The sequence below is a fragment of the Allobosea sp. genome (assembly GCF_017308015.1).
Classification (GTDB): Bacteria; Pseudomonadota; Alphaproteobacteria; order Rhizobiales; family Beijerinckiaceae; genus Allobosea.
In genome coordinates this window covers 22605-28769 of sequence record NZ_JAFKFW010000043.1, presented here as the reverse complement: position 1 = coordinate 28769, position 6165 = coordinate 22605, and the positions used below count along the sequence as shown (strand labels likewise).

General features: G+C 66.3%; 9 protein-coding genes. 6 read left to right on the top strand and 3 right to left on the bottom strand.

All coding sequences use genetic code 11. From position 1 onward, the window contains the following. The 4 genes from J0I42_RS23195 to J0I42_RS23180 form a co-directional block, all read left to right on the top strand. Positions 1-178 (top strand): DNA translocase FtsK (locus tag J0I42_RS23195; RefSeq protein ID WP_291658469.1); only part of this gene is annotated, 178 nt, incomplete at its 5' end. 187 nt (positions 179-365) lie between these two features. Further along, positions 366-1211 carry an outer membrane lipoprotein carrier protein LolA gene (locus tag J0I42_RS23190; RefSeq protein ID WP_291658467.1) on the top strand — a complete coding sequence of 282 codons (846 nt, stop codon included), beginning with the start codon at positions 366-368 and terminating at the stop codon, positions 1209-1211. An 82-nt stretch (positions 1212-1293) separates the two neighbouring features. Further along, positions 1294-2109, top strand: a complete 816-nt coding sequence (xth, locus tag J0I42_RS23185; RefSeq protein WP_291658466.1) for an exodeoxyribonuclease III — start codon at positions 1294-1296, stop codon at positions 2107-2109. Between the two features lie 118 nt (positions 2110-2227). Next, positions 2228-3145: an EamA family transporter gene (locus J0I42_RS23180; protein WP_291658465.1), complete on the top strand. Its 918-nt coding sequence runs from the start codon at positions 2228-2230 to the stop codon at positions 3143-3145. A gap of 9 nt (positions 3146-3154) precedes the next feature. Here J0I42_RS23180 and J0I42_RS23175 read toward each other — a convergent pair whose 3' ends face one another. After that, positions 3155-3619, bottom strand: coding sequence for a cyclic nucleotide-binding domain-containing protein (locus J0I42_RS23175; protein WP_291658464.1), 465 nt, complete (start codon positions 3617-3619; stop codon positions 3155-3157). Between the two features lie 3 nt (positions 3620-3622). Further along, positions 3623-4309 (bottom strand): response regulator transcription factor, encoded by a 687-nt coding sequence (locus J0I42_RS23170; RefSeq protein WP_291658462.1) that lies wholly within the window; start codon positions 4307-4309, stop codon positions 3623-3625. Between the two features lie 81 nt (positions 4310-4390). Between J0I42_RS23170 and J0I42_RS23165 the strand changes: the two genes are divergently transcribed. Further along, entirely contained in the window at positions 4391-4957 is a 567-nt protein-coding gene (locus J0I42_RS23165) for a L,D-transpeptidase family protein (RefSeq protein ID WP_291658460.1), read from the top strand. A 104-nt stretch (positions 4958-5061) separates the two neighbouring features. Beyond that, positions 5062-5442 (top strand): glyoxalase superfamily protein, encoded by a 381-nt coding sequence (locus J0I42_RS23160; protein WP_291658459.1) that lies wholly within the window; start codon positions 5062-5064, stop codon positions 5440-5442. Here J0I42_RS23160 and J0I42_RS23155 read toward each other — a convergent pair. After that, positions 5439-6104: a YggS family pyridoxal phosphate-dependent enzyme gene (locus tag J0I42_RS23155; RefSeq protein ID WP_291658458.1), complete on the bottom strand. Its 666-nt coding sequence runs from the start codon at positions 6102-6104 to the stop codon at positions 5439-5441. The two genes, J0I42_RS23160 and J0I42_RS23155, sit on opposite strands and share 4 nt — an antisense overlap. Between the last annotated feature and the right edge of the window lie 61 nt (positions 6105-6165).

Genomic DNA, 6165 nt, shown 5'->3' with positions numbered 1-6165 from the left:
GGTCGTGCTGCGCGACAAGAAGGCTTCGACCTCCTACATCCAGCGCCGCCTCCAGATCGGCTACAACCGCGCCGCATCCATCATGGAGCGCATGGAGAACGAGGGCATCGTAGGACCAGCAAACCACGCCGGAAAACGCGAGATCCTCGTCGAAAGCCAGAATCAGCACGACGAATGAGGCTTGCGACAACAGCACGCCCTTGCGAGCGTCGGCGTCGGTCCTCAAATTGCCATGACGATGCTGCAACCTCTGCAGCGAACCAGACGTTGAGACGGAAAGACCGGATCGGGACAGCGCCCGATCCCCGCGTCAGCGATCTCCAGGCCTCGGCAGGAATGGCCGCGGAACAAGCAATGGAGCAACCTTGCTCGACAGATTGACCCCGGCCATTCAGGCTTCGGTTCTGCTAGCGACCTTTGTCGGCTGCGCATTTGCGGCCGGCCCTCTGGCGGCCCAGCCGCTCCAGCTCCAGCCGCCGAAGCCTGCTGCCACGAAGCCGGCCGCGCCGCACCTCGTGCTGCCGCCGCCCCGGCCCGCCGGGCTCGGCGAGGCTCGCAGCGCCACGACGGAGACCTCTCCGGCGCAGGCTGTGGCCACGAACGCCCCTGCCGCAACCGCTCCCGCGGCTGAAGCGGCGAAACCCGCCGCCTCGGCCAGGAGCAAGCAACCACCTCCCGCGACGCAGGAAGAGGCGGTCGAGCGGCTGAACGCCTATCTCAACAGCTTCCAGACCCTGCAGGGCAATTTCATCCAGCACGCTTCCAACGGCCGGCGCCTGGAAGGCCGGATCTACATCCAGCGACCCGGCAAGATGCGCTTCGAATACGAGCCGCCGACCACAACGGAGGTGATCGCCGACGGCACCTCCGTCGCGATCCGCGACAAGCGCCTGGCGACGCAGGACCTCTACTCCATCGGTCAGACGCCGTTGAAATTCCTCGTGCGCGAGAAGATGGATCTGGCGCGTGAAGGCACGCTGAAGGGCGCCAGCATCGACGGCGACCTCCTGACGGTCAGGCTGGAGGACCGCTCGACGCTGGGCGGCACATCGAAGATCACACTCAAATTCGATCTCGTTGCCAATGAATTGCGGCAATGGGTCGTGGTGGACCCGCAAGGCTACGAAACCGCGATCTCGCTCTACAATCTCGACACCCGTCGCCGGCCCGATCCGCAGAATTTCGTGATCGACTACCAGCGCAGGCTTTGACGGCGCGCGGCAAGCCGAAAACGGCTTGCCTTTTGCGCTCGGGCAACCCAGTTTCCGGCCTCCTCCCTGCCGGAATCCTCGCGTGCAACTCACCGTCACCAGCTGGAACATCAATTCCGTCCGCCTGCGCATCGGCATGGTCGGCGAATTCCTGACCACTCACGCCCCGGACGTGCTCTGCCTGCAGGAGACCAAGACGCCCGACGAGCAGTTCCCGGCCAAGGCCTTTCACCAGCTCGGCTACGTCCACCAGGCCTTCATCGGCCAGAAGGGCTATAACGGCGTCGCCATCGTCTCGAAACTGCCCTTCAGCGAGAAGGAGGCGATGTCGATGTGCGGCCGCAACGACGCCCGGCACATGACGGTGACGCTCGACAAGGCGGCCGGCGCCGCCGCCGGCATCGCCATCCATAATTTCTACATCCCGGCCGGCGGCGACCTGCCCGACCCCGAGAAGAACGACAAGTTCGCCCATAAGCTCGCCTTCCTCGACGAGATCGGCACATGGGGCGTGACCAGGAAGCCGACCGACCGGCCCGCGATCCTGCTCGGCGATCTCAACATCGCCCCGCTGGAGCACGACGTCTGGAGCCACAAGCAGCTCCTTGACGTCGTCAGCCACACCCCCATCGAGACGACCACGCTGGAGAGGCTGCGCAGCGAGCTCGGCTGGACCGACGCGGCCCGCACACTGCGGCCCGAACCCGAAAAGCTCTATTCCTGGTGGAGCTATCGCGCGCAGGACTGGGCTGCCTCGAACAAGGGCCGCCGCCTCGACCATATCTGGCTTTCGGACGGGCTGAAGCCCACGCTGCGCGACCTCACCTTCCTGCGCGAGGCCCGCGGGTGGGAGCGCCCCTCTGACCATGTCCCGGTCACGGTGACGCTGGAGCTCTGACGAGCGACGCACAGCCCTCCATGCCGCACCGGCCGCTCCGCCATGCCGGTCCGTCCTAACGGCCGGCCGGGTCCGCATGGTAATGGCCTGCCGCGAACTCTCCGGCGAAGCCAGACCCGTGCAGCCAGCTCTCCCCACGACGCTTTCGTTGCGCGACGCTCTGCTCACGTTGGCGGTGATGGTCGTCTGGGGCACCAATTTCGTCGTGATCCATATCGGCGTCGCGCATTTCCCGCCGATACTCTTCGCGGCGCTGCGCTTCACCTTCGCGCTCCTTCCGGCTGTGTTCTTCCTCAAGCGCCCGGACGCTCCCTGGATGAAGCTTGCCGCCTATGGCGTGCTGATCGGAGCCGGTCAGTTCGGGCTGCTTTTTTACGCGATCAAGGGTTCTATCGCGCCGGGCCTCGCCTCCCTCGTGGTGCAGTCACAGCCCTTCTTCACGATCCTGCTGGCGGCAGCGATCACGCATGAGCGTATGCAGCCCTTCCAGATCGCCGGCCTGCTGCTCGCCGCCATCGGCATCGGCGTGATCCTCTGGCACACCAACGGCTCGACGACGCCCCTGGGCATCGTCCTCGTGCTCGGCGCCGCCTTCTGCTGGGCCGCCGGCAATATCGTCGCGCGCAGCACACCCTGGGTCGATATGCTGGCCTATGTCGTCTGGACCAGCCTCTTCGCCGTGCCGCCCCTCTTCATCCTGTCCTGGCTGATCGAGGGCTGGCCGGCGATGCGCGACGGCCTGACCCAGGCCCCGCTCGCCGCCTGGGCGGCGGCGGTCTGGCAGGCGGTCGGCAATGTCATGTTCGGCTATGCGGTCTGGGGCTGGCTGCTCTCGCGCTACGCAGCCGCCACCGTCGCGCCGACATCCCTGCTGGTCCCGGTTTTCGGGATGGGCGCCGCCGCCATCTGGCTCGGCGAGCCCTTGCCCGGCTGGAAATTCCTCGCGGCCGGGCTGGTGCTCTCCGGCCTGTGCGTCAACAGCCTCTGGCCGCGCTTCGCCGCGATCCGGGCGGCACGGCACCCGCCCTCGTCCTGAACGACGAGGCTATTTCCGGTCGATCGCGTTCAGCGCATCCTGCACTGCCGCGAGTTCGCTGACGAAGCCCTGCAACCGGGCCCCGATCGCAGCGGCGATAGCCTCCGCCGAATCAGGTGATTCGCCGAGCACGCGCCGCATCACGCTGCGCGGCAGCCGCATCACCTGGGTCGGTTCGCGCGCGATGGCCGTGACCTGACGCGGGACCGAAGTGAAAAGCGCGAGCTCGCCGATCATCGCTCCGGGACCGACGACCTCACTCGCAGGCTGACCGTCGTCTTGCTCCGTCAGCGCGACCGCGCCGGAGACCACCAGCACAGCGCCGTCGGACGGCTCGCCGGCCCGGAACAGAACGTCGCCGGCGCGCAGGATGCGGCTTTCGGCAGCGAAGGCGAGCAGCCTCAGCGCATCGCGATCCATCAAGCTCAGCAACGGCTGCCGAGCCAGCAGAGCCATGTCGTCGTCGAGTGCCATCCGTCAGGGATTCAGCCGGTAACCGCCGGCATCGGTGACCAGCAGGCGGGCATTGCCCGGATCGGGCTCGATCTTCTGGCGCAGCCGGTAGATATGGGTTTCGAGCGTATGAGTCGTCACCTGGCTGTTATAACCCCAGACCTCCTGCAGAAGCACCTCTCGCGCGATCGGCTTGCGGCCGGCTCGATAGAGGAAGCGCAGAATCGCGGTCTCCTTCTCGGTGAGCTTGGTCTTGGAGCCCTTCTCGCTGACGAGCAGCTTGGAACCCGGGTGGAACGTGTAGGGACCGACCTGAAAGATCGCGTCCTCGCTCGCCTCGTACTGCCGCAGATGCGCGCGAATGCGCGCCAGCAGCACAGCGAACTTGAACGGCTTGACCACATAATCGTTGGCGCCCGCTTCGAGCCCGAGCACGGTGTCGGCATCCGAACCCTGCGCCGTCAGCATCACCACCGGGCCCTTGAAGCCATTCTTGCGCATCACCTTGACGGCCTCGCGCCCATCCATGTCGGGCAGGCCAACATCCATCACCGCGAGGTCGACACGCTCGCCCTGCACGGCCTTGATCGCCGCCGTCGCGTTATCGGCGGTCGATAGCCGGAACTCATCGTAGAGGGAGAGCTGCTCCGACAATGTATCGCGCAGGATCTGGTCGTCATCGACCAGCAGGATATGATGGACGGCGGACATGGACGGATCGCTCACACGCAGGGATTGCGGCAACATGAGCCCGCTGAGTCGTCATCGCAAGTGAGGCCGTCTGGAAATCCCGTGAGAAACCGACCGAACCACCGCGCCGTATCGCATGGCGGCCCGCGCAATCTCACCACCTTGCGCGTCTTCGCCTCGGTCCACGACCGGCGCAAGGGCTTCCTCATTGCCGGCGGCGCCATCTTCCCCTGCGCGCTCGGCCGCTCCGGCATCGCGACCGCGAAGCGCGAGGGCGATGGCCATACGCCCCGTACCGATCTGCCGCTGCGCAGCATCTTCTACCGGGCCGATCGTCTCGCTCGCCCTCGCACTCTGCTCCCCCTGAAACGGATCGGAGCGCGCGACGCCTGGTGTGACGACCAGACCGATCGCCGCTACAATCGCCTGATCGATCGCCCGCCCGGCGAGGCCGAGGAGCGCCTGCAGCGCGAGGATCATCTCTATGATGTGATCGTCGAACTCGGCTGGAACGACCGGCCGGTACAGCGCGGGCGTGGCAGCGCGATCTTCTGGCACCTTGCCCGTACCGGCTTCACACCGACTGCCGGCTGCGTCGCCGTCGAGGGCCATGTCTTCGCCAAGGTGTTGCCACGGCTGGCACGCCATTGCCGCATCGTCGTGAGGTAAGCTAGGAAGAGCGTGGGCACCGTCTCGTTCATCACTTCGGATCAGGCTGTCGCGCTTCCGGGCACCGTCCCACGGCGCGGCGCCATCCCAGCCAGAGATTTGCGATGACTGATTCGGTTTCCTCGTTCCGCTTCGGGCGGATCGCCGCGATGTTGCCCGTCGCCGACATGGGCCGCGCCTGCGATTTCTACATCGGCGCGCTTGGCTTCCGGAAAACCTTCGAGAACGGCGAACCTGTCGGCTTCATGATTCTGAAGCGTGATTCAGCCGAGCTGCACCTGACGCTTCAGCCCGGTCACAGGGCCGCGCCCTTCAACGTCGCGCATATGTTGGTCGAGGATATCGACGCGGTCCATGCCGTGATCCGCGAGCGCGGCCTGCGCATCATCAAGGGTTTGCGCGACAAGGACTACGGCCTGCGCGCCTTCGTCTTCGAGGATCCCGACGGCAACCGCATCGATGTCGGCGAGCCCTTGAAGAGCTAGCCCCGCGCCCCGAAGATCGCGCTGCCGACTCGCACATGGGTCGCGCCGAGCTGGATCGCCGCCTCGTAATCGGCGCTCATGCCCATCGACAAACCCTTGAGCCCGTTGCGGGCGGCGATCTTGGCGAGCAGCCCGAAATGCGGCGAAGGCGGCTCGTCCGCCGGCGGGATGCACATCAGACCTTCGATCGCGAGACCGTGAACATCGCGGCAGCGGGCGATGAAGGCGTCCGTCCCGGCCGGCAGCACGCCGCCCTTCTGCGCCTCCTCGCCGGTGTTGACCTGAACGAAGAGCCGCGGCGCCCGCCTCGCCCGCGCGATCTCGCGCGCGAGCTCCTTCGCCAGGCTCTCGCGGTCGAGCGAGTGGATGACGTCGAAGAGCTCGACCGCCTCGCGTGCCTTGTTCGACTGCAGCGGGCCGACCATGTGCAGCTCGGCGTCCGGGAAGCGCTCCTTCAGCGCCGGCCATTTCCCCCTGGCCTCCTGGACATAGTTTTCGCCGAAGATGCGTTGCCCCGCTTCGAGCACCTCCGTGATCTGCTCGGCAGGCTTGGTCTTCGAGACCGCGACCAGCGCGACCGAGCCAGCTTCACGCCCGAAATCGCGCTCGGCGCGGCCGATCGCTGTTCGAATTTCAGCCAAACGCGTAACCGTATCGCTCATCTGCCAGCCTCTCATGCCCCGCGCGCCGTTGACCGCGTGCGCGCAATGGTGTCCTAGAGCA